Source organism: Labrenzia sp. THAF82 (genome assembly GCF_009363435.1).
GTDB classification, from domain to species: Bacteria; Pseudomonadota; Alphaproteobacteria; order Rhizobiales; family Stappiaceae; genus Roseibium; species Roseibium porphyridii.
Genome location: NZ_CP045354.1, coordinates 4,514,128 through 4,539,131 on the forward strand (window position 1 = coordinate 4,514,128; position 25,004 = coordinate 4,539,131).

Sequence of the window (25,004 nt, forward strand, 5' to 3'; positions counted from 1 at the left end):
TCAAGCCTTCCCTTTGAAGTCGCGCCAAGTGCGCACAAGAACCGGCGACAGCAAAATGGCCACCCCGATAATCGTCAGAACGGATGTGGTCGCAGCCGCTGACAGCTGATTTGTCTCTCCGCTCAGATCGTTGAAAATGATCCAAGACAGCGACGTTGCATGAGCGGAGGCATTGAAACCGATGATCGGCTCAAACACGCGGAAATTGTCCATGAGCTGAATAAGAGCCACAAATGTCACGAGCGGCGTCAGATGCGGGAGCACAACATATCTGGTCTGCTGCCAGCGTGTTGCGCCATCAATCTGCGCGCTTTCCAGCGTGTCCTGCGGCACGGTTTGCAATCCGGCGTAAAAAACAACGAAAGCAAATGGTGCCGAATGCCAAATGCCGTACACCATCAGCGCGATCCACATCAATGGTGTCGAGGCCTTCAGCGACAGGTCCGGACTGCCCGCAACATATTGAATGAATTCACCTATGATGCCGCGGCTGTCGATCATCCAATAAAGGGTCAGTGAACCGATCAGCGGGGTCACGATCATCGGCAGAAGCGAGAAGAAAATAACGAAACCGCGTATTCTTCGGTTCAGCGAATTTACTGCAAGCGCGATCACAAATCCGAGGGCTATGAGCGCCGGTGTCACGACAAACGTGTAAGCCAGCGTGAAAGCCATTGCCCTATAGAAGGGAAGGTCGCCGACATCACTGAAGAACTCACCGATGCTCTGGCTTGTGGTCCAGGCCTCGCTCACTTCAGCAACTGCCAGGTGTCCTCGGTCCAGATAGATCCCAAGTCCGGCAAATCGGCCAAGCGGTTCGGCCTCACGCAATTGCGCCGTCGCCTCCTGGTCGATCACCACGCTTTTGGTACAGCCAAAGGGGCCGCAGTTTTCCGTTTCAACCAGCACGGCCTCATGAGGTACGAACAGCGACTGGATCACGACCGACCCTATAGGCGCCGCAATGAAGATCAGCATTGCGAGTGCTGTCGGTAGAAAAAACCAAAAGAAGGTCCTGTGTTTCATACCGTTGCCCGATCATCTGGTTGATTGGAGAAAATGGAATGCGTCCAGTTGGACGCACTCCGGGCGGTTCCGATTAAAGGAAGCCCTTTTCCTTGGCAGCAGCTGTATAAGCGGCTTCCACATCCTTGAGCGCCTGTTCAGCGCTTTCCTTGCCCTGCATGAAATCTGTCAACTCAGCACCAAGCGCTGTGTGCATCAGCCCCATGTAGGGAAATGTCGGATATGGGATCGTGCCCTTGTTGGCAGCATCGAAGACGCCAGTTGCTGCCGGTGTCGGCTCATAACCGTCGATCAGCCAGACGGCCTGGATCGCAACATCGTCGTCTTTGAGAATGGACGGATCGATCGCATTTTTCATTGCAACGAAAGTCGCTTCCGCATCTTCGTCGGAAATGTTCTTTGCAACGGTCCAGCCGTCCCACCAAAGTGTCGAAGCAGGTGTTGAACCACCGCCCACGGTCATCGGACCGGAAATGGCAAACCCGTCAACGACGTCCTGAGGCACACCGTCAGCCGTTGTCAAAGTGGCTGCACGCGATCCCCACATGTTCATCAACGCAACATTGCCGGCGCGGTACTCGGCATTTGTGGCGTTTGAATCGTGGGTCAGAAAATCCGGATTCATGTATTCGCTGAGCGCTTTCATCATTTCCAGAGCCTTGATACCGGCTTCGGAATTGACGTTCGGCTCTGCAGTACCCGGCTTGAAGAACTCACCGCCAAAGCCCAGGAACATGTTGTTGAATTCCTGCGCAAGGTTCCAGCCCGCAGCATAGGCACCGCCAACTGGATTTTCCATGATGCCCTTGTCGCGGATCATCTGCGCGATGCCGAGCATGTCCTCATAGGTTTTCGGCGGCTCGACCCCAAGCTCCTCCAGGATGTCCTTTCGGTAAACCAGGTGTTGCGCGTTGGCCATGAAAGCAACCGCCATGACCTTGCCATCAATTGTGATCAGCTGGTTCTTGCTCAAGCCATCGCCATGCTTGGCCACAAGATCGTCGAGCGGGCGGATCAGATCCTCGTTCATCAAGGCAACGATGGAGGAGTTGGCGATGATCGCTGTGGTGTATTCGGCCGGATCTCCGCTCATGCCAGCAACATTGAGCTTCTGATGGTCAGCCGTGAGGTTCGATTTGACTTCAACCGTGTCCGAAGCGCATTCCTGAGCGCCCGCCCCAACGGTTTGAATTGCCGGAAATTCGTTGCCGATGATGCTGACCCGGCCGTTTTCGACGCCGCACTCAGCATATGCTGCGGTCGCCATTACCGACATGGCACCTGCCAACAATAGTCTTTTTACAAGCATGTTTGTCCTCCTGCTATTCCTTGCGCCTATGACGCATCTCTGGAAACCGGCTATGCCGGGTATGGACAGGCTTTAGGCGTCGAGACGCGCGCCTGTCTCGTGATGAAATAGGTGACAGATCTCTGGCGGGATATGCAGACCGACGGTCTCATCAATCTCTATTCGATAGTCTTTGCTCGCCTTCACGGAGACCAGTGCGCCTCCCGCCTTGACCGTGATCATCGTGGCATCGCCGAGAAGCTCCATCGTGTAGACCGGTGCATTGATCTCCGCTTCGGCACTGGACTGAGCAACGGCTGCATCTTCGGCACGAAATCCGAGGGTCACCGGTCCGTCCGGGCCGCTCAATCCGGCGATTTCGACATGCTCGCCGGTAAATGTGCCGCCCTTTAGGGTGCCGTTCATAAGGTTCATAGCTGGGGAACCGATAAAGCCCGCAACGAATGTGTTGGCCGGCTTGTCATAGATATCGGTTGGAGTCCCGACCTGCTGAATGATACCGCGCTGCATCACAACAACACGATCAGCAAGCGTCATTGCTTCGATCTGATCGTGTGTCACATAGATCGTAGTGACCTGAAGCTCGTGCTGCAGGTTCTTGATCTGCGCCCGTGTGGAGACTCGCAACTTCGCATCAAGGTTGGAGAGCGGCTCGTCCATTAGGAAGACGTTCGGCTCGCGCACAATGGCGCGGGCAAGCGCAACGCGCTGACGCTGACCACCTGACAATTCCGCAGGCTTTCGGTGCAAAAACTCGCGAAGTTCAACCATGTCGGCAGCGCGCATGACCCTTTCATCATGGGTCGAGGGGTCGACTTTGCGCACCTTCAGCGGAAAGCGAATGTTGTCATAAACATTCATGTTCGGATAGAGGCCATAGGACTGGAAGACCATGGCGATATCCCTGTCCTTAGGCTCGAGATTGTTGACCACCCGGTCACCAATAGCAATCTCGCCGTCCGTGGCGTCCTCAAGACCTGCGATCATGCGCATCGTTGTGGTCTTGCCGCATCCGGAGGGTCCCAGAAGTACGAGAAATTCACGATCTGCGATCGTCAAGTTGAAGTTGTCGACGCCGACAAAGGCACCCCAACGTTTTGACACGTTTTTAAGCTGAATCTCAGCCACAGCGCCCCTCCCGAACCGTCCGCAAGCTCATTTTGCATTCCTATGCAAAATAAGTAGACACACTTATCATTCTTTGGCAATGATTTTTTGCATACGAATGCAAAAATGATATCAAGACACGTTCAGCTCTTCATCTTAAAGGTTTGGAAATGCCCGATTTTCGGAAAACCCCGCATCAATTTCTGAGTGAGGTTCACACAGTCTCAGCTTCTCAGGCAAAAGACCTGTTTGACCGTCATCTGGCAGAGGATGTTGTCTTTGACGTCGCCTATCCGGTCAATCGCCTTCAAGGCCGCGATGCCGTTATCGCCGGTTTCTTCGATCCGCTGGCAAACGCACTGAAAGACGTTCGCCGCCGCGACGAAATCTTCATCGGAGGCCCGAACAGGCGTGCGCCCGGAGGGCACTGGCTGGCGAGCGTAGCCCACTATGTCGGAAATTTCGAAGAGCCGCTTTTCGGCGTCAAACCATCAGGCCATCTTGCTTTTCTGCGTGCAGGAGAGTTTTACCGCGTGGAACCCGACGGACGGATTTCGGAAGCCAAGATAATCATCGACCTCCTGGACCTGATGCGTCAATCGGGTGGCTTGCCTCTACCGAAAATGCTTGGCACGGAGATGCTGTTTCCCGGTCCGGCCACTCACGACGGTGTTTTGCCAACTGAACAGGCTGACGGGGAAAAGACACTTGATCTTTGCGAGGCAATGCTGGCTGATCTCAAGGCGTTCGACCCAAAAACCTTCACATCAAAGGGCCAGACCGGCGATGACGGTTACTGGCATGACGACATGCTCTGGTACGGGCCCGGCGGCATCGGTTCCAATTACCGTTGGAGCGGCTTCGAAAAAGACCATCGCGCGTCTTTCCTGACCGCTTTTCCAGACCGGGTGGGTGGCGATCACTATTGCCGGATCGGCAATGGCAACTATGCAGCAGTCAGCGGGTGGCCTTCCATGACGATGACGCATGCAGGCGATTATCTGGGGGAAGCGGCTTCCGGCAAGTCCCTCACCCTTCGCGTCATGGATTTCTACCGCTGTGCCGATGGAAAGATCATGGAAAACTGGGTGTTGCTGGACTACCTGGATCTGTTTCAGCAAATGGGCCGGGACTTGATCGCAGAACAGTCCGGCTGAAACACGCTTTCGACAAGCCGAAATGCGCGTAGGCGCTTAAGTGCCTCGCCGATGTAGACTGCAGCCGGGACATCAGCCTACGTTGCTATGGTTGCCCTTGGTCGGCAGGATCGGCGCAGACCACGCGGTTGCTAGCACTCGAGGGAGGGGCTTCGTTGGCAGAAAAAGTCGTCATATCAGAGTTCATGCACGAGCCATCTCTTGAAGCATTCGGCCCGGAATTTGACGTTTGTTATGATCCGACATTGGTTGACGATACCGGACGCCTGCACAAGGAGCTTGCACAAGCAGATGCGTTGATTGTGCGAAATCGAACACAGGTTGATCTGGCTCTCCTGAGCGCTGCACCAGACCTTCGCGTCGTTGGCCGCCTGGGGGTCGGATTGGAGAATATCGACCTTGAAGCTTGCGCGGAGAAAGACGTCAGCGTCAAACCCGCGACAGGGGCCAACACACAGTCGGTCGTGGAGTATGTCATCGGAACTATGCTGGTTCTGAGGCGGGGTGTCTTTTCATCAAGCCCCGATATTCTGACCGGTGATTGGCCACGGAGCACACTTGGCACCGGCAGCGAAATTCACGGGCTCACCCTCGGCCTTCTGGGGTTTGGAGCGATTGCACAGGCGGTCTCGCAGGCCGCACGTGCGCTTGGCATGAAAATCGCCGCTTTCGACCCTTTTCTGCCCGAAGCGGATCCGGCCCGGGCAAATGTGCACTCTTGCGATCTGGATGAACTTCTCGCAATTTCAGACATCCTTTCCCTGCATGTCCCGCTCACACAATCCACGGCGGGATTGCTCGGAGCAGACGCGCTCGCGAGGATGAAAACCGGTGCGCTTCTGATCAACACGGCACGGGGTGGAATCGTTGAAGAGCCTGCTCTCGCCTCTGCCTTGAAGCAAGGCCAACTGGCAGGTGCAGCCCTCGACGTTTTCTCAGATGAGCCACTCGACGCGAACGCGGCGGCCATCTTCAAAACATGCCCAAATCTCATTCTGACGCCGCATATCGCGGGCGTCACGCAACAGGCAAATATCCGAGTGAGCCAAGTGACCGTTGAAAATGTCCTTCAAGTTTTAACCGGGAGGAATTCTGAGGCTAGAAGATTTTCTAAGTAAAAACACGTGACGAACCCTGCGGAAAATGCCTAAGATCAAAAAAACAATCAAGAATAAGCATTTCAAATGGGAGGAGATACACATGAAGTTGAAGTCGACCTTAATGGCGCTGACACTAACCGCATTCGCCAGCGTTGCGTCTGCTGAGGATTTTCCGAAGGGCAGCGTAGACTATATCATTCCATTCGGTCCGGGCGGTGAATCCGACATTACGGCACGTTTTCAGCAACCCTTTTTCGAGAAGCTCTTTGGCGAACAGATGGTGGTAAACTATCAGCCGGGCGGTGGCGGTGCCGTGGGTTGGTCGCAGCTGAACAACATGGCGGGCGACGGTTCGGTCATCATGGGGATCAACCTTCCCCACATCATCATCAAGCCGGAACAAGGCGATGTCGGTTTCAAGACTGATGATCTGGCTGCGGTTTACATGTTTCACTACACGCCCGACGCCATCGTGGTAACGGCAGACAGTCCCTACAAGACGCTTCAAGATCTCATCGATGATGCCAAGGCCAATCCGAAGCAGGTCATTTTCTCCGGTTCAGGCAAAGGCACGGCAAATCACCTGGCACAAGTCCAGTTCGACGAAATGGCGGGCATCGAAAGCACTTATGTCTCGTTCAAGGGTACGGGCGCTTCTGTTACGGCTCTTTTGGGCAACCAGGTAAAAGCAGCCTGGGGCTATACGACTGTCGGCGCTGCACAAGGTGACAAAGTACGTGTGCTTGCGGTCGCCATGGAAGATCGCCATCCGGCGTTTCCTGACGTTCCCACCTTCCGTGAACTTGGTTTTGACATGGTGTCGGGTGCGTATCGCGGCATTGCGGTGCCTAACTCCGCATCGGAAGAGGTGCGGACGCAAGTCTCTGACGCGATCAAGGCCATCAACGCCGATCCTGAATTCCAGAAGCAAATGCTCGATGGCGGCTTTGCGCTCGTGGACGTGGGCTATGGCGCCGATATGGACGCCTTTATTTCAGAAAAGGCCGATGGCTATCTGAATGCTGCGCGGTCAGCGGGTATCATCGAGTGACACTGCTGAAGGAGGCGCACCTCGCGCCTCCTTCTTCACGTCCCTGACGCGCCCGTCTCTCCCAGGAGGAATCGATGCTCGAGTTTGTTGTCGGTGCGCTGTCACCGCTAAATCTGCTGCTCGCCCTGTTGGGTGTGGCAGCAGGTACAATCATCGGCTCCATTCCCGGTTTAACAGCGACAATGGCCGTTGCGGTTCTGGTTCCGCTAACATTTACAATGTCGCCGGACAGCGCGCTTATTCTCATGGGGGCGATTTACACCGGAGCAATTTATGGCGGCGCATATGCCGCCATTTTGCTGAATACACCCGGCACACCATCGGCAATCGCGACAACCTTCGACGGCTATCCGATGGCCAAACGCGGTGATGGAGACCTGGCGGTGTCGGTCGCCTGTATCTCGTCGGTCATCGGAGGGCTTGTCGGCGCCCTAGCGCTCTTGTTGCTTGCGCCACCGCTTGCCGAGGCAGCCCTGGCTTTTGGCCCGGTGGAATACTTCTGGCTTGCCATCTTCGGACTTTCGCTCATTGCTGCGCTGTCTACAGGCGATTTTCTGAAAGGCGTGATCGGCGCATGCTTCGGGCTGCTTCTTGCAATGATTGGAATTTCCGAGACAAGCGCGGAGGTCCGCTTCACCTTCGGGTCAAATGTGCTTTTAGGTGGTGTCGAGACTGTTTCCGCCCTGATCGGCCTTTATTGTATCCCCGTTCTGATTGATCTCGTCGCCACCCCGGACCGGCATCTGAAGGCACCGGAGCAGACCCGCGGCTTTCGGCTTCCGGAAGCATTTCGGCTTCTGATCAAGAACAAGGTCAACGTCATTCGCAGTTCCGTGGTCGGCACCATGGTAGGCGCGCTGCCAGGCGCTGGTGGATCGATTGCAGGTCTGGTTGCCTACTCCGAAGCAAGGCGCACGAACAAAGGCAAACCACCTTATGGCGAGGGCAACCCTGGCGGGATTGTCGCAACAGAATCTGCAAACAACGCCACAGTCGGAGGCGGCTTCATTCCAACCCTGGTGCTCGGCATTCCAGGTACACCACCCGACGCGGTTATCCTCGGTGCATTGCTGGTTCAGGGAGTGCGCACAGGCCCCAGCCTTTTCGCTGACGGTGCCAGCATCGTTTACACCTTTATCTTTGGCCTCTTGCTGGCGACGGTTCTGATGCTGCCTGTCGGATTGATGATCGGCCGCTTTGCCTATGGCGCTATTGTGCGGGCACCGAAAGCTGCCCTCGTTCCGGTGGTTGCCTTCATGACAGTGATTGGCACATTCGCAATCCGCAACAGCCTGTCGGACATTGCGATCATGATCGTGCTTGGCGTGGTCGGCTGGGTTGCAGGCAAGCGCGGGTTTTCCGTTTCACCCATCGTACTTGGCCTGATCCTCGGCCGCATCGCGGAACAGGGGTTCGTTCAAAGCTGGACGATTGGCGACGCAATCGGCAATCTCTGGGGGCAGTTCTTTGGGCGTCCCTTGTCCATGGCGATCATTGCGCTGACATTGCTTACGTTTTTCTACCCGTTCCTGCCGCGCCTGAAGCAAATCGTCTCTCGACGCGAGGAGACACCTGGACATGATCGCGAGCGCGCAGCAAGACCCGCGATCATGCGCGACCTGATTGCTCTTCTGATCGCTGGCGGGATCGCGCTGCTGGCTCTTCAGCAGTCGGCGCATCTCAATCCTGAAGCTGCTGTGTTCCCTCGCACGATCGCAATGGCAATGACAGCGTTTGTTTGTCTTGCTCTTCTTCGGCTTGCGCTAACAAGGCACGTGACCGAGTTCGCTGTGGAAGGTTCGTGGATCCGAATTTGGGCGTTGCCCATCGCCATGCTCGGCGCAGTGTTTCTCTTTCCCATCCTCGGGTTTGGAATTGCGGCAGCGCTCCTTGGCCTGGTTCTGACAGTCATTGCACAGCATGACAAATACTCGGCGAAGAGTTGGACGATCCTGATCCTGAGTGTCACGGGAGTAATCGCCGCATGCACCCTGCTCTTCAGCGAAGTCTTGTCAGTGCCTTTGCCGTAATTTGCCTCTTCTTGTGAGACCAAGAAGGCTTATTTGACCATTGTCTCAACTGTTAGAATAGACTGTGTTCAAACAGCGCCATGTCGCAGCCGGGACAACCTGCACGCCGGAACGTGGTCTCGTTCCCTCACAATACTTTTGCGCTCTACACGTGCCTTCGCGCTGATACGCGAAGGCACTATTGCCGGTAAAGAACCTCCGGCAAATAGAGTGTCAGCGAGGGCACGAAGGTCAGGAGGAGCAAGACGCCTACCAATGGCACCAGGAACGGCACCGTTGCTTTGACGCATCTTTCAAATGGCACGTTCGAAACCTTCGAGAGGACAAAAAGCACCATACCGACGGGCGGCGTCAAAAGTCCGATCATCAGGTTCAAAATGACGATGATGCCCAGGTGTACAGGATCGACGCCAATTTGCTGTGTCACGGGCAACAGAACCGGAACCAGAATGGAAATCGCCGCAATCGTTTCCATGAACAGGCCCACAACCAGGACCACCAGAGTGATCAACAGCAGGATCAGATATTTGTTTTCGGTCAGCGACAACAGCCCTTTTGCGAAGAGGGCCGCGGCCTGATTGGAGGTCAGGATCCAGGCGAACACGCTTGCCGCGCCGACAATGAGGAGGATGGACGCCGTCATTTCGATCGTTTCCATCGCAGCCGTGGCCAGACGCTTGGCATTAAGTGTCCCGTACACGAACAGCCCGAGGCACATGGCATAGGCAGCCGCGCAAACCGCAGCTTCCGTTGGTGTGAAGGCTCCAGAAACGATGCCGCCGACGATAATGACCGGTGTCATTAAGGGCAAAAAGGCGCGTTTGAAGGTGTTCCAGACATTCCCCATGCGAAATTCGGTGTCCCTCGGGTAGTTGCGCCGACGCGAATAGAACCAGACCATGACCATCAGCGACAACGCCATCAACAGCCCGGGTACGATGCCTGCAACAAACAATTCGCCGATTGAGACGGACGCCATTACGCCAAAGATCACAAGCGGAAGCGACGGAGGAATAATCGGGCCTATTGTCGACGAAGCTGCCGTAACACCAACGGAAAAGTCGTCATCGTAACCGGAGTCCCGCATCGCCCGTATTTCGATTGCACCAAGCCCGCCGGCATCTGCGACGGCGGCGCCAGACATACCGGCAAAAATGATACTCGCGCCAATGTTCACATGACCAAGGCCGCCATGCATCCATCCGACAATGGAACGCGCGAAATCGAATATGCGTGAGGTGATACCGGCCGAGTTCATCAAAGCGCCGGCGAGAATGAAAAATGGAACAGCCAGAAGCGGGAAACTGTCCATACCCCCAATCATGTTGTGCGGCAGGACAACAGCAGGCAGCCCCTCAATCAGAATGTAGCCCAGCGAAGACAGTCCGAGAGCGACGGCTATCGGTACGCGCAACAGCATCAGCGCAAAGAGGCTTGCAAACAAAAGGAAGATTGTCATTTGAGGAGTGTCCGAAAAGCCTTCGTCAACTGCACCAGCTGGAGGCAGACGACGGCGACGATTGCCGCCAAGAGCACGTAATAGAGGTAGTATTTGGGGAACGGGAGCGACACCATGTGCTGAAAACTCGTTTTCTCGATCAGTTCCAGCAAGGAATAGCCGCAGAATGCAAAGAACACCGTCGTGGCAATCAATGCAAAGAACTTAAGATACTTTGCTTGTCTGGGCAGCCAGTGGTCTACAAATTCCAGCCTGATGTGAAGATCGAGCTGTTGGCACTTAAAGGCTCCCGCAAATCCGAGGATGATGAGCAGATAACGTGCAGCCTCCTCGGTCCAAGCGATGGAGTCGTTGAGAACATAGCGGGTGAAAAACTGCAGGAATACGACGACGAAAAGCGTCAGGAAAATCGCCAGAAGCACATAGTCGGTTATGGACAGCCGGTTTCCTTCGGTCGCTTTTGCCTGTTCCACTTCCTGTTCTTTTAGCAGCTTTTCAATGCTTGCCGGGTCCACAGCCATGTACCGTCCTTTCGCCAGTTGGTTTGCCCCGGTTGGGGCAAACCAATAAACGTTTCAAACAATCCGGGTGGGTTATTTGATCGCCTGAAGCTTGTCGTAAAGCTCCGCCGAGAACGGTGTTTCGTCGCCTTTCAGATGCGGCGCCACGGCAGCGATAAACGGTGCCCGGTCGACTTCATTGACCGTTACGCCCTGTTCGCGAAACCAACCAGCGAGATTGTTTTCGGATTCAACAATTTTTCCCGAAGCCCAATCAGAGGATTCACCCAGGATCTTTTGAAGAACCGCGTAGTCATCGCCCAGCTTCTGAGCCGTAATCGGCGACACCAGCACCGCCAGCGAGTTGGTGATGTGACCGGTCAGGTTGATGTTCGACTGAACCTCGTAGAACTTCTTGAACTGGATCGTCGGAAGCGGGTTTTCCTGAGCGTCGACAACGCCTTGCTGAAGCGCAAGATAGACTTCAGAAAATGCCATCGGTGTCGGGTTCGCACCGGTTGCCTTCGGGAACAACTGGTAGGCGGGTGCATTTGGCGTGCGGATCTTAAGACCAGCCATGTCCTCCGGCTTCAGGATAGGCTTGTTCGACGTTACGTGACGGGCTCCGTAATACGTCATCGACGCAACCAGATTGCCCGTTACTTTCGTATATTCGCCAGCAAGCTCACGGAACAGATCCGATGTGGCATAGGCCTTCCAATGGTCATACCCACGCAGTGTGAAGGGATAGTCTGAAATGGAGATTGGCGGGTAGCTTTGACCCATGAACCCCATGCCGGTGTAGATTATGTCGACAGTGCCGAGAGACAATCCTTCGTTCAACGCGACTTCCTTGCCGAGCTGAGACGCAGGAAACACTTCAATTTTGAATCTGCCGTCAGTTGCCTTTTCAAATTCAGCCGCGGTCCGGAGCGCTGCCTCATGGTAAGGGGTGGCCGCCTCGTAAACATGTCCGAACTTCAAAACGTCTTGAGCCTGAACAGCACTTGCTCCCAAAACAGCAGTTGCGCTGACTATGGACGTGGCCAACAGGCGATTCATAGATTTCTTGAACATTGTGTCTCCTTCCTCGACCAGACCTCCATCCAGCCGCACACTTCTATGTTCAAAATTTATAAAAGACACGCATGCCTTGAGAAGATGTTTTTAAAAATATAAAACAGATATTAAGAACACTCAGAATTCCAGCAGCGGAGCTTGAAATGGCTCGAACCGACAAAACATTTAAGCTGTCCTACAATGAGTCGCTGAATTTATGCCGTGAAGGAAAACTTCCATCGACCATACAAGGGCTTGCCTTGGCCCTTGGAGTAAGCCGGACGACAGCGCGAAAGGTCTTGGCTCACCTGGAAAAGAACAAGATCATCGAAAGGAACGATGATGGCGTTCAACTGTTGCAGCCTGTCAGAGGCTCCGATTTTTACTCTCCCGTTTTGACGAAGCCTACACGCGAAATTGCTGAAACACGGTTTTTCAATTGGCTTTTGGATGAGAAGATCGCGAGAGGAGCCAGGATCTCCGAAAGTCATGTTGCCTCTCAGATCAATGTCCCGATCGCAACACTCCACCAGATTTTTGTCAGCTTCAGCCGATTTGGGTTTCTCAGCAAAGAACAGCACAGAAACTGGACTTACCATGGCTTCACCAGAGAACTGGCTGATACCCTTTTTGATTTCCGGTACTACTGCGAGATGTCGGCGTTGGACAAACTTGTCGACTTGCCCGAAGATTCTGAGTTCTGGCAACACCTGGACGCAGCACAACAGCTGCACAGATCCTACCTCGACGCTCCCGAAGAGTCCTCTCAGAATGTCGCTGAGATGGATGCAGCCTTCCATCGCCTGCTGTTGAAGTATTCAAGCAGCATTCTGTTGCTGGTCAACGAAGCTGCTTTGTCCCTGATATTCTATTTCAGGTTCCACGAAAGCTGGCGGGAACACAACACGGAGCGGCGGCTTATTGCGCTCAATGATCATCTGGAAATCATCGACGCTCTTCGAGCCCGCGAGCGCAGTGCGGCCAGAGCTGTCATGCGTCGACATCTCAAGCATGCCTGGCGCTCAGTCCTCAACCGTTTTCAGGAAAGGCCGCAAATATCCTGATCGCGTTCCGGGTATTCGGCTTCAGATCTTGTAATGACATCATCGGCTCGTAAGAGATCTCTGATCTTCGCAGCACAGATCAGGCTAGTCGATCCCGTAGAATTTCCGCGCCGTGCCGCCCATGATCTTGCTCACGTCGCTCTCCGACAAACCAGACAGAAGTGAACGAGCAGCTGTTAGCCAGGAAGCATAGTCGCTTGCAAGGTTTACGACTGGCCAGTCGCTCCCAAACATCACCCGATCAGGTCCAAAGCATTCAAGGATCGTCTTTGCAAAAGGCTGCAGGTCCTGCAGTTTCCAGTCTGGCCCTATTTCCGTAACCATGCCGGAGAGTTTGCAATAGACGTTCGGCCTTGCTGCAAGGCTCTCCATGCCCGTCCGCCAGAGATGATCAGGTTCGCGACCTTCTCCCATTTCCGGTTTGGCCAGATGGTCGACGACAATCGACAGACCCGGATGACGCTTTGCCAGTTCAAATAGATGCGGCAAATGACGCGGCTGGACCAACGCGTCGAACCGCAAGTCGGCACTGACCATTTGTGTCAGGACAGCTTCGGCTGCGTCTTGCAAAATCCAGTCTGACTGTTCAATCCCCTGCAACATGGGTCTGAGCCCCTTGAGCAGCGGGTTCTTCGCCAGGTCTTGAACTGTGTTGACCGCCGCATTGGATGCAAAATCGACCCATCCGACCACTGCGGCAATGCGGTCCGACTTCCCGGCCAAATCGAGTAGAAACCTTGTTTCGTCGACACTATCGGTCGCCTGAACCAGAACCGTGCGGTCAACGCCTGCAGCGACAAGCAATGGCTCCAGATCCTGTGGACCGAAGTCCTTGAAAATCGGCGCGACGCTTTCGTTCGGCCAGGCGTAGTCACCTCTTGCCAGCGTCCAGAAATGCTGATGGGCGTCGACAATCATTCTCTCTCTCCAATGAACCCGGATCGTCGCAGATCATTCCACAATGCCTCGGGCAAGGGTGTCTTGAATTGCTCGATGTTTCTCATCAATGAACTTGTCCTGGCCGTTCCGATCAAGGTCGATGCAACCAGGGTATTACGTGCCGGATACTGTAAAGCGGCTGCCGCAAGTGGAACGTTGTGGCTTTTACAAATCGCTTCGATTTCAGACACTTTCTTCAATACAAGGTCCGAAGCCGGAGCATAGTCATAGTGCGCACCCTTTGTTGGGCCTGTTGCCAGAATACCCGAATTAAACACTCCGCCGACAACCAGACGGACACCTCTCTTTTCAAGTATCGGAAACAGCTCTTCCCGAGCGGATTGATCCAGCAACGTGTATCTTCCGGCAAGCAGGATTTGATCAAGGTTCATATCTGGCACAAGCTCACAGCAGATCGCCGTGTGATTGACGCCCAGTCCAACCGTCTTGACGACACCGGCAGACTTCAACTCGCTTAGGGCCACCTGCCCGCCTTCAAGCAGCTGCTTCTTGTGAACAGCTGTATCAGTGCCAGCGACGGGATCGCCAATGTCGTGAACATAAAGCGTATCGATCCGGTTGAGACCAAGCCTGTGAAAGCTTGCCTCAACAGACCGCATAATGCCGTCGTAGGAAAAATCAAAATGCTGGTCGAAGGGCAGCGGATTGTGGAACCCATTGATACTATCGGCCGTCTCGGCGGCAGGTGTCAGGAGACGGCCGACCTTTGTTGAAAGAACCCATCCCTCCTTCTCCCGCAGGAAATCGCCCAAACGCCGCTCGGACATTCCATTGCCATAGTGAGGCGCCGTGTCAAACGAGCGGATGCCATGTGCCCAAGCCGCCCAGAGCACTGAATTGGCAGCATCCGCGTCGCAAGGCCTATAAAGGCCGGCAAGCGCAGAAGTGCCAAAAGCAAGACCGCCAACAGCATCAGTCACGGCTGGGTACTTCAGGATGCGCTATGATGAACTTGGTAACCGAATTCGGGTCCTCTTCCCAAAGCTGAAGCGCGGTGCCGGCATCTTCGAAATCGAAAACTCTGGTGATCGTCGCATCGGCTGGATAGCCGCCCGCCTCGACATAATTTACCGCATCCTCGAAATCCTGCTGTAACGCACCGCGGGATCCCATGATGTCCAACTCCTTGGTCAGGATCTTTTTTGTGTCGTAAGACACCGGCGCTTTTGAATAACCGATATAAACCACGCGTCCAGCAGGAGCCGCCACCTCGACACAATCAACAAAGGTTTGGGGATGGCCCACGGCTTCGATTGCGAGGTCCATACCGTCGCCGCGGGTGAAATCCATCACGAAATCAATGACATCCTGAGACCTGCTGTTGATTGTTGCAACGGCGCCCACTTCACGTGCAATCTCCAGTTTCCGATCGACAATATCGACTGCCAAAACCTCCGCGCCAGCACGCACGCAGCCGGCGATGGCCCCAAGCCCGATGGCACCACAGCCGAACACGATGACCTTGTCCCCCTTGTGGGCTCGCCCGCGCCGGACCGCATGAAAGCCAACGGCCATCGGCTCGATGAGCGCAAGATGATTGAGTTCCTTGACGGATGCCTTCACGATCCGCTCCCAGGGAACGGCGATGACTTCGGTCAAAGCGCCTTCACGCTGAACACCCATGGTCTGGTTGTTGCGGCAAGCATTGATCCGTCCTTTGCGGCATGCCGGGCACTCACCGCAATTTTTGTAAGGGTTCAGAGTGACGTGTTGACCAGGTTGGATTGAGCCCGGAACCCGTGAACCGACTTTGACAATTTCACCGGCAATTTCGTGCCCAGGAATGCGAGGGTAACTGACAAGAGGATTGCGCCCTCGATACGTATTCAGATCTGACCCGCATAAGCCTATCCTTTGAACTCTCAGAAGAACTTCATCTTCCTTCATCTCAGGCGGCGTTGCGGTCCCGAAGCGCGTCACTCCGGGGCTGTCAATATAAAATGCTCTCATTGCTAAAATCCGCTAAGGGCCCCACCATCGACGACCAGCACATGACCGTTCACAAAGGCGGCGGCATCTGAGACCAGATACGTCGCCGCCCAGCCGATATCTTCCGGCGTGCCCATGGTCTTCATCGGTGTTCTTGAAATTATCTTGTTCTTGCGTTCTGGATCGTTGTCGAGTGCCTTGGCCGTCATGGGGGTCTCGATCCACCCTGGGGCAATTCCATTAATGCGGATGCCTTCCAGACTGATTTCCGCTGCTATTCCCCGGACAAGCCCAAGCACCGCAGATTTTGCCACCGTGTAGCCGATGACTTGGGGTACGGAGAGATATGAAGCCATTGATGCGATAAACAAGATGGAGCCACCACCCCGGGCGTTCATAACCGGAACGGCGTTTCGGCTCAGCTCGAATGCCGCCAGCACATGGGTGTCCAATATGGCTTGAATGTCTCCCACTTCCGTTTCAAGGAGTGGTTTCTTGACATGATTTCCGGCGTTGTTGACCAGTATGTCGAGGCCTCCATAGCGCTCGACACAGGTGCTGACCAAATCGCGTGCAGCACCTTGCGAGGTGATGTCGGCGACATGATACGAAGCGCCTTCGCCCAGTTCCGACACAGCGCTCCGCAGCTTTGCTTCTGTCTTGCCGGCAATCAGAACCTTGGCACCTGAAGCAACAAAGCAGCGGGCCATGGCCAACCCCAATCCGCTTCCCCCACCGGTGATCAAGGCTACTTTCCCGTCCAGGCGGAACGGACTTTCCAGTGTCGTCATGCCATCAGTCTCCCGATCCCGCGGCTCAATGCATCGTAGGTTTGCCCGGGTTCTGCGATGCCCGGAACCACGCCCGTGATGCGTTTTTCCTTGAAAACAAGGATCCGGCTGGCCAGCGAAATCATTTCCGGCATATCCGAGGAAATCAGGATAATCGACTTCTTCTCGACCTTGGCAAGATCCCAGATCAGCTTGTGAATCATGGTCTTCGCGCCGATATCGACGCCAACCGACGGTTCATCGATAATCAGGATATCGCAATTTGCTGCAAGCCATTTTGCGATCGAAATCTTCTGCTGATTGCCTCCGCTCAGATTGCCGACACGCTGATCGATACCGGTTGCACGCACATCCAGCGCACTCATCAGCCCGTTTGCAACGTTGCGTTGTTCTTTTACGTCAATAGCGCGTGTCAAAGGATTCTGAATTCTCTTCCAGATCGCCAATGTCATGTTGGTTTCGATATCAAAATCTAGAAAAAGACCGTCTTCCTTGCGGTTCTCCGACACGTAGCCGATGTTATGCGTCTTGATGCAGTCCGCGACGTTTCGCACCTTTACATCGCGTCCATGGACGGACAGCGCTCCGGAACTGATGGGAAAGTGGCCGATAATCGTCTTTGCAAGTTCGGTCCGCCCGGAACCGACCAATCCGTAAAAGCCCAGGACCTCTCCGCGCCGGAGATTGAATGACGCGTTTTCGAACAGACCTTTCGACGACAGTTCCTTTGCACTCAAGACCACGTCATCTGGATCGGTCTCAAGCCTGGCAAAATTCTCGATCTGAATTTTCCGGCCAATCATCAACTCAATGATGGTTTCCTTGTCCAGCTCCGAGATACATCGCGTCCCGACATGACGACCGTCGCGAAGCACGGTTACCTGGTCACAAATCTCGAGAACTTCCTCAAGCTTGTGGGACACAAAGATCAAGGTGTAGCCCTTGGCCTTGAGGTCCCCAATCACCTCAAACAGTTTGGTGACTTCATTTGCGGTAATGGATGATGTCGGTTCATCGAACAAAATGACAGTCGCCTTGCTGGAAAGCGCCTTGGCAATTTGGACAAGTTGCTTCTGCGCGGCACTGAGGCCGCCAATAGGTGTCTCCGGGTCAATCTCAAGTCCGACAAGTTCAAGATATTCTAGCGCATCAGCGTTGAGACGCTTCCAGGAAATCCCGCCAAAGCCGCGGTACTTTTCAAGTTTGTCGATCATGATGTTTTCGGCGACGCTGCTTTCCGAAAACACCTGGATTTCCTGGTTCACGATAGTGATGCCGTGACGCATTCCGTCCTTCAGGGACGACAGGTTAAGCGGAACACCATCCAACGAGATCGTGCCGTGGTCGGCCCTTTGAATGCCGCAAATGGCCTTGATCAAAGTGCTTTTCCCGGCGCCGTTTTCACCGAGCAACGCATGAACCTCCCCTGGATTAAATGTGACTGACACATCGTCCAGGGCCCTCACACCGGGAAAGGACTTGCTTATGTTCCTAAGCTCGAGCGTCATGACTTTCCAGCCTTGCGGCTCCAGACCTCACGAGCCCGGTCGAGCAATATGGTCAGGAGGATGATTGATCCCAAAAACGCCTGCTCGAAGTAGACATTTGCCTGCACCAGGATGAGGCCGTTTTTGATCAGAACCATGATCAGGCCGCCACAGAAAAGGCCGATGGCTGTAATGCGGCCACCGGCGAGTGCTGTTCCACCGATGATCGCGACTGCAAATGAAATCAGAAGCCAATTCTGACCGATGGCAGGTTGAGCAGACCCCAGCCTGGACACCCAAAGCAAGCCGCCGACGCCAGCAAAGAATGCCGACAGGAGATTAGCGCCCATTATGATGCGGCCAGTGTTGATGCCTGAGAGTTTTGCAGCTTCCAGATTGCTGCCGGTTGCTAGCACCTGCCGTCCAAAAACTGTGTACCGGAACATGTACCAAACAGCGATCAAGGTCGCGACCATCAGGTAAAACAAATAGGGCAATCCCAGAAAGTTGCCGCGGCCTATCCTGACAAAATCCGCTGGTATCTCGCGGTAGGAATAACCCTCCGAAATCCCGTAGACGAACCCGGTGAAAATGAAGAGGGTCGACAAACTCACGATAAACGAGTTCACACCAAGAACGGTCATGACGAACCCGTTGAAAGCACCTGCAAACAAGGCAACACCCAATGCAATCAACAGAGCGAGCGGCCATGCGAGATCGAGCGTGTCGACGGAGTAGCCGAAAATTACCGCGGTCAGTCCGGCAATCGCCCCAACCGAAAGGTTCATGTTGCCGGTAGCCAGCATTACCGCCTGCGAAAGAGCGACAAAGATATAGAGCGACTGCGTGCGTGTGAGATTGAACAGATTGTATTGGGTCAGAAAGCTGTCCGATGAGAGTGCGAACAAAATTACCAGGATCAGGGCGGCACCAATGATGCCTGACTCTGCTCCCGTGATGATCTTTCCCGACTTTAGCCTGGTGAGAAACACAGCTGGGTCCTGTCGTTGACATATGAGCATGGCTCGCGGAACCGGCAAGCCGGTTCCGCGAGGTATTTCAGCTGGATCAATTGGTCAGATAAGTGCTGTCGAGATTGTCGATGATGTCTTTGGTCAGTTCAGAGATATCAGCCTGAAATGTATCGATGTTTTCAGCAGTAACCGGCACGACACCAGCATCGATCGCATGCACGCCTTCGCGAGGCTTGTAACCCTCGGACAGTTTTTTCAGCAATACCATTGGAATATAGCCATGCCCGAATGGGTTCTGCGCCATCGTTCCATCTATATGGCCAGCCCGGATCGCATCGAGAACAACAGCATCCGTGTCGATACCGTAGAAGTGGATGCGCTCACCGCCATTTTCATGATACTCGGTCAGCAGCTGGGCAATGGCAACGGTAGGTGTGTAACCGGTCGCGATCATGCCGTCGATATTGCCAAGGTTGGCGGCAATAGCGTTTTGGACCTTTTCGACACTGTCTTCGATAGAAGATAGATCGCCGACAGTCTGGATGATCTTGACATCAGGATACTTGGCTACCACTTCCTCGACACCTTCCTGACGCAAGCGGGTGTTGTCTCCCGGAACCTCCAGAACATTGATGATGTTGCCTTTGCCACCCATGGATTTGATCAGCTCTTCCGTGGCGAGCATCGCCGCCTCTTTCAGCTGGGTCCCGACATAGAAGGCAGCTGGGGTAGGCTCCTTGGTTGCCTGACCAAAGTCCACGATGGTGATGCCCTGCTCGGCAAGCTCTTCATAGAGCCCTCTGGCACCTGACACATCTGACGGAAAAATGCTGAAAGCATTGAAACCCTGTGCTGCCATGGCGGCGACGTTTTCGTTCTGGTTGTCCTGTGTCCAATCCTGGCCAAGGCGCTTAGTGACCTCGATCCCAAAGTCTTCCGAAAACTTGTCGACGCCTTTTTGCACTTCATCGAAATAAGGATGCACGGTTGACGCATACCAGGCGTAGCGAGCGTCGTCAGCCACGGCCGAAACCATGGTCATCGCACTCAGTGCGACACCGGTTACGAGTTTTGCGATCAGTTTCATTTTTTTACTTCCTCCCAGTTCGATTATTCCGTGCGCTTCCTCCTGCGCCGGTGATAATCAGTTGCTGTAGATGCGATGAGATACGCAGTTGTCATCGACGAGGTCCCAGTCGATCTCCACGCCAAGTCCATGCCCCTCAGGAGCGTGAATGTCGCCATTTTCGTCGATGAACTCGTAGTAGCTCTGGCGCATAGGGGCTTGGAAAATGTCTTCTGGAACAAAGAGTTCGAAGAAATCGCAGTTTCGAACCGCACAAGAGACATGAACATTCGCCATGTCCATGGGGCCCATGGTTGTCGTGTGCAGTTCACAGTTCATCCCGTGGGCTTCGGCTAGATGACAGGATTTCAGGGTTCCCGTGATGCCTGCCTTCCATGAGACGTCCGCGCGCACGGTGTTAACCGCGTCGAACTTGATGGCTTGAGCAATTCCCCAGGGGCCGCCGCGTGTGGTTTCGGTTCCAACGATTTCGATATCGGTGGCGCGGGTAAGCTTGGCGTATTTATCAAGTTCGTAGTCACGGAAAGGTTCCTCGAGCCATCTGTAATTGAGATCCTCGAGCTGCCTGGCCACTTTGATTGCTTCAGAAAGTGTGTATTCGGACACCGGGTCGGACATCAGGATCATGTCCTGACTAACCGCGGCGCGCACTGCTGCGTGAATTTCCATGTCCATTTCGGACGGGCCGCAAGGATGGACCTTGTAAGCCTTGAAGCCTTTCGATTTGTACTTCAGCGCTTCATCCACGTAAGCCTGCACTGAATCAAGCCACAGGCTGCTGGCATAGACAGGAAGTTTCTGTCTGTAACTGCCGATAAATCTGTGCAGCGGGAGTTCTGCGGTCTTTGCCGCCGCATCCCAGAGAGCGACATCGATGGGACCTGGCAGGAAGACAGGAAAAAAAGCGCCGTGCCGGTCGATGTTCCAGAAGTCGTGCCAGATACGTTCGCGGTCTGAAATGTCGCGACCGAGAATGACCGGAGCGATTACGTCCTGCAGGTAGGCGTCGGTAACAGCGCCGGAGCGTGCGGCCCAGAAGGTTGCGAGACCCTCGACACCGTCACTTGTCACAATTTTTCCGACACCATAGTCCCAAGGCATTGGCGCTGCACCTTCTCGGGCTTCATCGAATACCCCGTGCCCGCGCTTGCATATCCAAGTCTCGAATTTCTCGATCCTCATCGGTCCTCCCAGAGCGTCGATGCCTTCAATGGCTTGGAAAATACAGCCTGCGAGATACCTCACTGTCTATGCATCAGTGTTTCATTTTTTTGCACTTATTTCCCATTTCTGGAAAAGAAGCTTTATTTATCGCCAATTATCATTCACTGATGTGATGTCTTTTATTCCAAATGTGAGCAGATCTTTGGAAATCAGCGGGCTTGAAATCGTGCTGTTTCACTCCGACAACTCGGATTACCTCACCGAGTGGAACGGGACCCGTCTGAATGACGATTATCACCGGCTCTATTTCATCGCCGGGGGCTCTGCCGAAGTGACTTACGATGGTCACCATTGCCAGCTTGAGGAGGGACGGACATATCTCTTTCCGACAACGCGACGCTTCGACTATTCCTGCCCGTCGCATCTCAGGTTGCTAAATGTTTGTTTTAAGATGACTGTTCAGGGCGGCATTGATGTGCTCGACCTCTATCCCTGGTGCTTCGAAATTCAGGCGCAGTCAGTGTCAGAGACATTCCGATCGATGACACTGATCGACGAGCATCTCACCAGCGAATTCTTTGCAGATCAAATCCTCGTTCGAAGCCAGATTCTATCCCTTCTCTCTCCTCATTTTAAAACACGCGCGAAACACAGGGATCTCAAGCGTCAACGCGATGTCCGGCGCATGGCGCCGGTTCTCAGACACATCGCAGACAATCTCCGCACAGGTGTGAAAATCTCGGAACTACACCATCTTGCAGGCATGAGCCGCTCACATTTTGTCCGGAAATTTCAGGCAACGTTCGAGGTCTCTCCGCAAGACTACGTCCGGAAAAAGCGGATCACTCTGGTCAAGAACGAGTTGCACTCTTCAGATCTGCCGTTGTCGATCCTGGCTGAGGACCTTGGCTTCAGCAGCTCGTCTCATATGTCGCGGGAATTCAAGCACTACACCGGCTACTCGCCCAAGAAGTTCAGAGCTCTGGACAAGATCTACGGTTAAGCTTTCACAGATACCGATAAGGTCAGATGGTTCTAAGGGAGAATGGCGGAGAGGAAGGGATTCGAACCCTCGATACCGTTCCCGGTATACTCCCTTAGCAGGGGAGCGCCTTCAGCCACTCGGCCACCTCTCCGGTAAGCTCCGTGTACGAACAAAAACCTCGGAGTTCAAGGCGTTTTTTTGAACGCCCTTTTGTTTTCCCCATTGGCCGCCATAGGCTTGCAGGTTGAATGACGCGGCTGAGCAACATGCGTCAATAAGGTTTGGTCCTCGTCCTTTAAGCAAGGCAAGCGACGAGCAGTATTATGAATGAGGCGCGCGCTCCTTTCTCTCAAAGGCTCCCCTTTTGCACAGGCAACGGTTGCAAGGCTTCCCTACTTTCACACTTCAGCCGCACTCCTTGGTCACCTTGATAGCTCATTTTTGGTCAGGTTCGGAGCGTGACATTTATAGTCCACCTGCCCCTGCTGCACTTTCACAACTCATCGCAACCCGGTTCGACTGGGTCTGCGCAGTACTCTTGCACCTTGCTGTGATTAGTTTTCTGACCGGAGCCGGCTACTGGCCACACCAACAGACCTCTGGCCAGGAGACTGTGGAAGTGGAACTTGTGCGAGCATCGGTAATAGCCAGAAAGAGCTTGGACGACGCGAGCCTTCCAAGGGGACGTGACTTGACGGGTGAAGCAAACGTTGGCGTGCCTGAAGCGCCTCGAGCGGAACCGGTCGATCCATTGGTTAAAAGCTGGATTTCCGCCAAATCTTTCCTGGCTGCGGACGTCCTAAAAGACCCTCGGTCCCAGCAGGCACGTGTGGCCCTTGCCTCGTTGACGGGGGCTGACGAACACGAACAGGTTTGCGCACTTGAAGCCATGGAACAGCTCCGTCAAGACAGGCCGGACTTTCGGCCGACACGGCTTGCGCCGCATGCTTTCAGGAACGGATTTTCAAAGGGAAGCACGCTCCATGTCACGGCAGGTGCCATCAGAAGCAATCGTGTCTGGTACGAAATTGCTTATAGATGCCGTCTTGAACCGGGCAGCCAAAAAATTGTCGGCTTTGAATATGCACTCGGCGCGGAAATCGCGAGGACGCTCTGGGATGAACACGGGCTAGCGCCAGTTCACTGACCTTATGCTGATCGAGCGGACTGCAATCTCGATCATGGGTCGGACGCGGCAGACTGAAATCTACTGCCGCGTCAGATGAGTGTTTGCGGTTGAGGTGCCGTATGGCCGGCAGCCTTCGACCGGCTCAATGCATTGACAGCCATTCACGGGCGGAGCGCTGAGCTTCAGCAATTTCAGATGAGCTCATTTCACCGGAAATTTCCTTCCGGTACCGGACTGCATCCTGATTGCCTTTAAGAGCCGCAATGTTGAACCATTTATGTGCCGTGACCAGATCAGTTGCACCGTTGCGGCCGCATGCGCTGTCCAGACCCATCTGAAACAGAATGTCAGCCGTAACGGGCTTGCCGCCCATGATGGCCATATCAGCCGAATGAATTTCAAAACGAGCCATGATGCTCCCCTTTCCTACTCTGTCTTTCCAGAAGCGTCTCTGCGTTCTGATGAACACCAGTTGCTTCCCCCTGTTTGCTGATCGGTCAGGAGCGAAAACGCGCCTTTATTCCGACCGAAGAAACGCAAGATTTCGCAAATCTTTCCCCGTCGTTTCTTGAGGTGTACTTCAGCAGGAGCAGTTAAATGGCCAGTTAAAATACAGGTTTAACGTAATGCGAACAAAAATTTAAATATCTCTGAAATTTACTTGCCGGTAAGCATGCAGTTGCGAATTCCGCTTTAAAATCAGTGACATTCTCACAAAATTTGAAAGGACCTTTCAACGTTCTGTTCACCAAACAAGAAATTCAGTGCAGTCTTGGCTGAAATTTTTGGGAGAACCGTCCCAACTTCGGAGTGAAAGAAAATGCCAAACCCGCCTATCGTTCTCCTGCACGGCACAAATGCACAGCCTTGGACCATGGAAACGTTCAAGATTTTTTTTGAGGGTGCAGGATTTGAGTGCCATACGCCGAGCTATCGTTGGCATGACCTACCCGAAGGAGACGCCAGGATTGATGCGCTGACGGGAGCCAGCATTGCAGACTATGTTGAGGACATTGCTCACTACGTTAAAGAGATGGACCGAAGGCCCATTGTCATTGGTCACTCTCTCGGGGGGCTGATTGCTCAGCTGTTATCCCCACTCGACCTTATTGAGGCCGGCGTTCTGATCAACAGCAGCATTATTCACGGCACTCTGCCCACGACCGAAATGGAGCGGGCTCTCGGCAAGATGTTCATGTCAGCAGGGCGTTTTTGGGAAATGGTGCCTGGGCAGGATTTCGAGTTGCTGGCCGCTTATGGTCTCAACACCATGCCGGAACGACAACAGCACGAAATCTGTGATCGGTTGGGCACGGAGTCCGGAGCCGTGCTCTTCGAGCTGTTTTTCTGGATGTACGATGTCAACCAGACCACCAAGGTCGACTTTGCCAAGGCGAAAGCGCCATTGCTGTTTTTGTCCGGAAGCGAAGACAAAGTCGTTCCCCCCTCCACCGCCGTCACCATGGCCAACCGATATGGGAGCCAGGCAACCTTCGAACTGATTGAAGGACGCTGCCACTACATGCAGCTTGAAGATGGCTGGGAAGACATCGCCGCCAAAACCTTGAAATGGATTGAGAACCTGAATCGGGTTTGAGGTCACAATTCGCAGGCGAATAGAAAAAATCCGCCATGT

The 25,004-nt window shown here is 54.1% G+C and carries 23 protein-coding genes and 1 tRNA gene; 8 read left to right on the forward strand and 16 right to left on the reverse strand.

Annotation, left to right across the window (positions count from 1 at the left end):
- From FIV00_RS20775 to FIV00_RS20785, 3 genes are all read right to left on the reverse strand, one after another.
- Window positions 1–1,026 carry a carbohydrate ABC transporter permease gene (locus FIV00_RS20775; protein ID WP_152502549.1) on the reverse strand — a complete coding sequence of 342 codons (1,026 nt, stop codon included), beginning with the start codon at window positions 1,024–1,026 and terminating at the stop codon, window positions 1–3.
- 73 nt (window positions 1,027–1,099) lie between these two features.
- The gene (locus FIV00_RS20780; RefSeq protein ID WP_152502550.1) at window positions 1,100–2,335 is read right to left on the reverse strand and encodes an ABC transporter substrate-binding protein; all 1,236 of its coding nucleotides are present in this window, start codon (window positions 2,333–2,335) and stop codon (window positions 1,100–1,102) included.
- 72 nt (window positions 2,336–2,407) lie between these two features.
- The gene (locus FIV00_RS20785) at window positions 2,408–3,463 is read right to left on the reverse strand and encodes an ABC transporter ATP-binding protein (protein ID WP_152502551.1); all 1,056 of its coding nucleotides are present in this window, start codon (window positions 3,461–3,463) and stop codon (window positions 2,408–2,410) included.
- A 149-nt stretch (window positions 3,464–3,612) separates the two neighbouring features.
- Here FIV00_RS20785 and FIV00_RS20790 point away from each other — a divergent pair, with 149 nt between their 5' ends.
- The 4 genes from FIV00_RS20790 (at window position 3,613) to FIV00_RS20805 (ending at window position 8,780) form a co-directional block, all read left to right on the forward strand.
- Entirely contained in the window at window positions 3,613–4,599 is a 987-nt protein-coding gene (locus FIV00_RS20790) for an ester cyclase (protein ID WP_152502552.1), read from the forward strand.
- A 185-nt stretch (window positions 4,600–4,784) separates the two neighbouring features.
- The gene (locus FIV00_RS20795) at window positions 4,785–5,717 is read left to right on the forward strand and encodes a hydroxyacid dehydrogenase (protein ID WP_152504360.1); all 933 of its coding nucleotides are present in this window, start codon (window positions 4,785–4,787) and stop codon (window positions 5,715–5,717) included.
- 82 nt (window positions 5,718–5,799) lie between these two features.
- Window positions 5,800–6,750, forward strand: coding sequence for a tripartite tricarboxylate transporter substrate binding protein (locus tag FIV00_RS20800; protein ID WP_209006640.1), 951 nt, complete (start codon window positions 5,800–5,802; stop codon window positions 6,748–6,750).
- 74 nt (window positions 6,751–6,824) lie between these two features.
- Window positions 6,825–8,780 (forward strand): tripartite tricarboxylate transporter permease, encoded by a 1,956-nt coding sequence (locus FIV00_RS20805; protein ID WP_152502553.1) that lies wholly within the window; start codon window positions 6,825–6,827, stop codon window positions 8,778–8,780.
- Window positions 8,781–8,958: 178 nt separating this feature from the next.
- Here the strand turns inward: FIV00_RS20805 and FIV00_RS20810 are convergent, their stop codons facing one another.
- The 3 genes from FIV00_RS20810 to FIV00_RS20820 all read right to left on the reverse strand — a co-directional run bounded on the left by FIV00_RS20810 (window position 8,959) and on the right by FIV00_RS20820 (window position 11,816).
- Window positions 8,959–10,239: a TRAP transporter large permease gene (locus FIV00_RS20810; RefSeq protein ID WP_152502554.1), complete on the reverse strand. Its 1,281-nt coding sequence runs from the start codon at window positions 10,237–10,239 to the stop codon at window positions 8,959–8,961.
- A complete protein-coding gene (locus FIV00_RS20815; protein WP_152502555.1) occupies window positions 10,236–10,760 on the reverse strand; it encodes a TRAP transporter small permease in 525 nt (174 codons plus the stop codon). The genes FIV00_RS20810 and FIV00_RS20815 overlap by 4 nt, the downstream gene beginning before the upstream one ends.
- A gap of 72 nt (window positions 10,761–10,832) precedes the next feature.
- Window positions 10,833–11,816: a sialic acid TRAP transporter substrate-binding protein SiaP gene (locus FIV00_RS20820; protein ID WP_152502556.1), complete on the reverse strand. Its 984-nt coding sequence runs from the start codon at window positions 11,814–11,816 to the stop codon at window positions 10,833–10,835.
- Window positions 11,817–11,962: 146 nt separating this feature from the next.
- On the opposite strand from FIV00_RS20820, the gene FIV00_RS20825 reads away from it, so the two are divergent.
- Window positions 11,963–12,862 carry an FCD domain-containing protein gene (locus FIV00_RS20825; RefSeq protein WP_152502557.1) on the forward strand — a complete coding sequence of 300 codons (900 nt, stop codon included), beginning with the start codon at window positions 11,963–11,965 and terminating at the stop codon, window positions 12,860–12,862.
- Between the two features lie 84 nt (window positions 12,863–12,946).
- Here the strand turns inward: FIV00_RS20825 and FIV00_RS20830 are convergent, their stop codons facing one another.
- From FIV00_RS20830 to FIV00_RS20865, 8 genes are all read right to left on the reverse strand, one after another.
- Complete coding sequence (locus FIV00_RS20830; RefSeq protein WP_152502558.1) at window positions 12,947–13,780, reverse strand: amidohydrolase; 834 nt, start codon at window positions 13,778–13,780, stop codon at window positions 12,947–12,949.
- Window positions 13,777–14,742 carry an aldo/keto reductase gene (locus FIV00_RS20835; protein ID WP_247649267.1) on the reverse strand — a complete coding sequence of 322 codons (966 nt, stop codon included), beginning with the start codon at window positions 14,740–14,742 and terminating at the stop codon, window positions 13,777–13,779. Before FIV00_RS20835 ends, FIV00_RS20830 begins: the two co-directional genes overlap by 4 nt.
- The gene (locus tag FIV00_RS20840; protein WP_152502560.1) at window positions 14,735–15,772 is read right to left on the reverse strand and encodes a zinc-binding alcohol dehydrogenase family protein; all 1,038 of its coding nucleotides are present in this window, start codon (window positions 15,770–15,772) and stop codon (window positions 14,735–14,737) included. The genes FIV00_RS20835 and FIV00_RS20840 overlap by 8 nt, the downstream gene beginning before the upstream one ends.
- Before the next feature lie 2 nt (window positions 15,773–15,774).
- The gene (locus tag FIV00_RS20845; RefSeq protein WP_152502561.1) at window positions 15,775–16,542 is read right to left on the reverse strand and encodes an SDR family NAD(P)-dependent oxidoreductase; all 768 of its coding nucleotides are present in this window, start codon (window positions 16,540–16,542) and stop codon (window positions 15,775–15,777) included.
- Window positions 16,539–18,050 carry a sugar ABC transporter ATP-binding protein gene (locus FIV00_RS20850; RefSeq protein ID WP_152502562.1) on the reverse strand — a complete coding sequence of 504 codons (1,512 nt, stop codon included), beginning with the start codon at window positions 18,048–18,050 and terminating at the stop codon, window positions 16,539–16,541. The genes FIV00_RS20845 and FIV00_RS20850 overlap by 4 nt, the downstream gene beginning before the upstream one ends.
- Window positions 18,047–19,021, reverse strand: coding sequence for an ABC transporter permease (locus FIV00_RS20855; RefSeq protein ID WP_173006083.1), 975 nt, complete (start codon window positions 19,019–19,021; stop codon window positions 18,047–18,049). Before FIV00_RS20855 ends, FIV00_RS20850 begins: the two co-directional genes overlap by 4 nt.
- A 76-nt stretch (window positions 19,022–19,097) precedes the next feature.
- Entirely contained in the window at window positions 19,098–20,090 is a 993-nt protein-coding gene (locus tag FIV00_RS20860; protein WP_152502564.1) for a substrate-binding domain-containing protein, read from the reverse strand.
- Between the two features lie 57 nt (window positions 20,091–20,147).
- Entirely contained in the window at window positions 20,148–21,272 is a 1,125-nt protein-coding gene (locus FIV00_RS20865) for an enolase C-terminal domain-like protein (protein WP_152502565.1), read from the reverse strand.
- Window positions 21,273–21,426: 154 nt separating this feature from the next.
- Between FIV00_RS20865 and FIV00_RS20870 the strand changes: the two genes are divergently transcribed.
- Entirely contained in the window at window positions 21,427–22,257 is an 831-nt protein-coding gene (locus FIV00_RS20870) for an AraC family transcriptional regulator (protein WP_173006084.1), read from the forward strand.
- Window positions 22,258–22,300: 43 nt separating this feature from the next.
- Here FIV00_RS20870 and FIV00_RS20875 read toward each other — a convergent pair.
- Window positions 22,301–22,390: transfer RNA gene (locus tag FIV00_RS20875), tRNA-Ser, on the reverse strand.
- A 468-nt stretch (window positions 22,391–22,858) separates the two neighbouring features.
- On the opposite strand from FIV00_RS20875, the gene FIV00_RS20880 reads away from it, so the two are divergent.
- Entirely contained in the window at window positions 22,859–23,386 is a 528-nt protein-coding gene (locus tag FIV00_RS20880) for a DUF930 domain-containing protein (protein ID WP_173006085.1), read from the forward strand.
- Window positions 23,387–23,510: 124 nt separating this feature from the next.
- On the opposite strand, the gene FIV00_RS20885 is transcribed toward FIV00_RS20880, so the two are convergent.
- Window positions 23,511–23,750 carry a hypothetical protein gene (locus FIV00_RS20885; protein WP_152504362.1) on the reverse strand — a complete coding sequence of 80 codons (240 nt, stop codon included), beginning with the start codon at window positions 23,748–23,750 and terminating at the stop codon, window positions 23,511–23,513.
- 438 nt (window positions 23,751–24,188) lie between these two features.
- On the opposite strand from FIV00_RS20885, the gene FIV00_RS20890 reads away from it, so the two are divergent.
- Complete coding sequence (locus FIV00_RS20890; RefSeq protein ID WP_152502568.1) at window positions 24,189–24,965, forward strand: alpha/beta hydrolase; 777 nt, start codon at window positions 24,189–24,191, stop codon at window positions 24,963–24,965.
- Window positions 24,966–25,004 lie beyond the last annotated feature (39 nt).

Coding starts and splice junctions, on each gene's coding strand:
- FIV00_RS20790 (WP_152502552.1), top strand. CDS start 3,613: ATGCCCGATTTTCGGAAAACCCCGCATCAATTTCTGAGTGAGGTTCAC.
- FIV00_RS20825 (WP_152502557.1), top strand. CDS start 11,963: ATGGCTCGAACCGACAAAACATTTAAGCTGTCCTACAATGAGTCGCTG.
- FIV00_RS20885 (WP_152504362.1), bottom strand. CDS start 23,750: ATGGCCATCATGGGCGGCAAGCCCGTTACGGCTGACATTCTGTTTCAG.
- FIV00_RS20775 (WP_152502549.1), bottom strand. CDS start 1,026: ATGAAACACAGGACCTTCTTTTGGTTTTTTCTACCGACAGCACTCGCA.
- FIV00_RS20810 (WP_152502554.1), bottom strand. CDS start 10,239: ATGACAATCTTCCTTTTGTTTGCAAGCCTCTTTGCGCTGATGCTGTTG.
- FIV00_RS20870 (WP_173006084.1), top strand. CDS start 21,427: ATGTCTTTTATTCCAAATGTGAGCAGATCTTTGGAAATCAGCGGGCTT.
- FIV00_RS20865 (WP_152502565.1), bottom strand. CDS start 21,272: ATGAGGATCGAGAAATTCGAGACTTGGATATGCAAGCGCGGGCACGGG.
- FIV00_RS20820 (WP_152502556.1), bottom strand. CDS start 11,816: ATGTTCAAGAAATCTATGAATCGCCTGTTGGCCACGTCCATAGTCAGC.
- FIV00_RS20805 (WP_152502553.1), top strand. CDS start 6,825: ATGCTCGAGTTTGTTGTCGGTGCGCTGTCACCGCTAAATCTGCTGCTC.
- FIV00_RS20795 (WP_152504360.1), top strand. CDS start 4,785: ATGCACGAGCCATCTCTTGAAGCATTCGGCCCGGAATTTGACGTTTGT.
- FIV00_RS20840 (WP_152502560.1), bottom strand. CDS start 15,772: ATGAGAGCATTTTATATTGACAGCCCCGGAGTGACGCGCTTCGGGACC.
- FIV00_RS20845 (WP_152502561.1), bottom strand. CDS start 16,542: ATGACGACACTGGAAAGTCCGTTCCGCCTGGACGGGAAAGTAGCCTTG.
- FIV00_RS20890 (WP_152502568.1), top strand. CDS start 24,189: ATGCCAAACCCGCCTATCGTTCTCCTGCACGGCACAAATGCACAGCCT.
- FIV00_RS20860 (WP_152502564.1), bottom strand. CDS start 20,090: ATGAAACTGATCGCAAAACTCGTAACCGGTGTCGCACTGAGTGCGATG.
- FIV00_RS20815 (WP_152502555.1), bottom strand. CDS start 10,760: ATGGCTGTGGACCCGGCAAGCATTGAAAAGCTGCTAAAAGAACAGGAA.
- FIV00_RS20850 (WP_152502562.1), bottom strand. CDS start 18,050: ATGACGCTCGAGCTTAGGAACATAAGCAAGTCCTTTCCCGGTGTGAGG.
- FIV00_RS20780 (WP_152502550.1), bottom strand. CDS start 2,335: ATGCTTGTAAAAAGACTATTGTTGGCAGGTGCCATGTCGGTAATGGCG.
- FIV00_RS20830 (WP_152502558.1), bottom strand. CDS start 13,780: ATGATTGTCGACGCCCATCAGCATTTCTGGACGCTGGCAAGAGGTGAC.
- FIV00_RS20800 (WP_209006640.1), top strand. CDS start 5,800: ATGAAGTTGAAGTCGACCTTAATGGCGCTGACACTAACCGCATTCGCC.